Origin of the sequence: Alistipes sp. 56_sp_Nov_56_25, assembly GCF_001915285.1 — a bacterium.
Lineage (GTDB): Bacteria > Bacteroidota > Bacteroidia > Bacteroidales > Rikenellaceae > Alistipes > Alistipes shahii.
In genome coordinates this window covers 1-2,677 of sequence record NZ_MNQF01000051.1, presented here as the reverse complement: position 1 = coordinate 2,677, position 2,677 = coordinate 1, and the positions used below count along the sequence as shown (strand labels likewise).

4 protein-coding genes are annotated in these 2,677 nt (G+C 52.9%); all 4 read left to right on the top strand.

All coding sequences use genetic code 11. The features are described from left to right. A partial coding sequence (locus tag BHV64_RS09115; protein WP_288115779.1) for an Arm DNA-binding domain-containing protein occupies nucleotides 1-202 on the top strand: 202 nt, incomplete at its 5' end. Nucleotides 203-206: 4 nt separating this feature from the next. Then, complete coding sequence (locus BHV64_RS13285) at nucleotides 207-329, top strand: fibronectin type III-like domain-contianing protein (protein WP_349911808.1); 123 nt, start codon at nucleotides 207-209, stop codon at nucleotides 327-329. A gap of 445 nt (nucleotides 330-774) precedes the next feature. Continuing rightward, nucleotides 775-1,320, top strand: a complete 546-nt coding sequence (locus BHV64_RS09110) for a UpxY family transcription antiterminator (RefSeq protein ID WP_118406206.1) — start codon at nucleotides 775-777, stop codon at nucleotides 1,318-1,320. A gap of 199 nt (nucleotides 1,321-1,519) precedes the next feature. Next, on the top strand, nucleotides 1,520-2,677 hold a 1,158-nt coding region (locus BHV64_RS09105), incomplete at its 3' end, for a polysaccharide biosynthesis protein (protein ID WP_288115778.1).

Genomic DNA, 2,677 nt, shown 5'->3' with positions numbered 1-2,677 from the left:
CAAACGGACGATGAAGAGTTTAGGCGTGTCGGTGCATCCGTCTAACTGGGATTTCGACCGCAACGAGCCTAAACCCAAGTGTCCCGACCGCAAGTACATCCAGCAAATCATTCTGAAAGTCAAATCCGAGTATCAAACCAGGTTATTGGAGAAAGCCGCCCGCGATGAAGACTATACGGCTGAAACGCTCGTAAAGGAATAATTCCGTGGCCGGCATTTCGCGTCCTGAAAAAGAGTTGAATACGTTTAAAGAGGTTGTTTTGTCCTCGGGAGAGAGGAAGGATGTCGGGGTGATCGTTGCGGAGGACGATCTGAAGTTTTGCAATTGAATCGGTGTTCCCGGCAGTTCTGAAACAAGTTTAATGCGGCCTTCGGGGCATATTTTTCTGCACTGTTTTGCTGCATTTCGACCGGCAAATACGGTAAAACGAATGTTTTATCGTCCGTTTGGGCGTATGTATTGCTCGCTTGTGGATTAAATGTTTGATTAATAAGTGTTTGTTGTTCGAGCTGTTTTGGGGGATTGAAAAGATTGGAGTAAAATATTTGGTTATTAACGCAATAATCCATACTTTTGTGTAGTGAAAAACGCCTCTGTTTTTTTTGAGGTGTATCTTTTTACAAGGGGTTTCGGTGTCGTCCCTGGGTCAGGGACAGTCGCATCAGGTGTCGGATTACAAGTGGCCAGCCCCCGATTGCCTCGCTGAAAAAACCGTTTTCACAAGCCGGTTTTTGCCTGCGGGGGATTGTAAAGTATGCCCTTTAGCAAGCTATATGTTCGACAAGAGTGACGAAGAGCACTGGTATGCACTGAAAGTCTTTTACAACCGGGTGTTCGATGTCGAAAGGCTTCTCGCACAGGACGGTGTAAAAACCTACATTCCTTTACGTTCCACAGAAACAACCGTCGGCGGCAGGACGATTCGCCGACGCGAACCGGCCGTTTCATCGCTGATGTTCGTCCGGCAGGCGGAACGTGCGGTGCTCGAACTGATGCAGCGGGCGAAGGCTACCAGTCCGCTGATGGTATATTTCGATCGGGAGACCAAAAAACCGGCCGTCATTCCCGATCCCGAGATGGAGGCCTTCATGCTGGTCACGTCGACCGACGATCCCGGGCTGGAATACCTCCCCGAAGCGCCGGCGGAACTCCGGCGGGGCGACCGGGTCCGCGTTACAGAGGGTGTTTTCAAAGGGGCCGAAGGCTATATTCGGCGTGTCAAGGGCAACCGGCGGCTGATCGTCTCGATCGAGGGTGTCGTAGCCGTGGCGACAACCTATATTCCCGGCTGTTTCCTGGAAAAAATCACGACGGACTAAACCGTTTCACCCGATTGGGGCTGCCTGAAATCCGGGATTTATCGTTTCCCGTTCTATTCGCAGGCCGTATTTCGATAGTTTTCATTTTTGCGTCATTATAATCGGCTTACCGCTGTTCCGGCAGGGGTAGTTGCCGCGGGTTCTCTTATGTTCCGGCTGTCCTGCTGCAAAGGATGCCGATAACTTTTCACGCCTCCGTATGCTTCAAGTTATCATGTCCCGTTTTGGGATTGAAAAATACCTATCGTCACGGTATTTTTCGTCGTGGCTGATCTTGACGATCGACACGGTCGTGTCTGTAGTTTCGACCTTGATCGCCTACCTGTTGGTTCGCGGATTGTTCACGAATCCGGTTTTCACGGTATGGTACGGTTTCTGGCTGTTGGCCGGTTCGTGTGTCTTGAGCGTTTTTTCGTTCATCGTTTTCCGAACGTTCCGCAGCGTCATCCGTCATACGACGCTTCGGGAAATCTGGAAACTGGGCGGTGCGGTTCTCTTCAAGGACTTGCTGATGTTCTTCTACGTGCTTCTCCTTCCCCAAAAACCGTATCCACCTTATGCCTCCCTTTCCATGGGTTTCCTGCTGGACGCTTTGGTGACTTTGTTCCTTCTGCTGGCCCTTCGTCTTTGCATGATCGTCGTCTACGACCTGATCAAGCTGAAGCAGTCCCGCCGCGCGAACAGCCGTCAGGTTCTGGTCTACGGCACGGGAGACAAGTCTGTGTCTCTGGTCACGCGTCTTCAAAACTCGCCGCATTACCGCGTCGTCGGTTTTCTGACCTACGGGAAGTCCCTGCGCAAGCATACGATCGCGGAGTGCCCGGTCTACTATTTCGAGAATCAGCACAGCGTCGAATACCTGCGGGACCGAGTCGATGTCGACGCGATCCTTTTCGCCACCAATGACGATGCGCAGCAGGAGCAGGAGCGTCTGATCAGATACTGTACGGAGCAGGGGGTCAAAATTCTGATCGCCCCACCGATCGACGAGGTCATCGACGGGAAGATTATGAAGCAGTCGATCCGGGAGATCAAGATCGAAGACCTGTTAGGCCGTCCCGAGATCCGCATTTCGATGGATGAGATCATCGCCAACTTCCGCGGCAGGACGATCCTGGTTACGGGGGCGGCAGGTTCCATCGGCTCGGAGCTTTGCCGTCAGCTGGCGACGTTCGGGGTGAAGGAGCTTATCCTTTTCGACAACGGGGAGACCCCGATGCACAACCTTCGCCTGGAACTGGAGGAGCGCTATCCGGCCTTGAAATTCATCCCTGTCATCGGCGACGTCCGGATTCCCGCCCGTCTGGACTTCGTGTTCCGGACGTACCATCCGCAGGTGGTGTTCCACGCTGCGGCT

Excerpts from the sequence above, each read along its gene's own strand:
- BHV64_RS09110 (WP_118406206.1), top strand. The coding sequence starts at position 775 with ATGTTCGACAAGAGTGACGAAGAGCACTGGTATGCACTGAAAGTCTTT.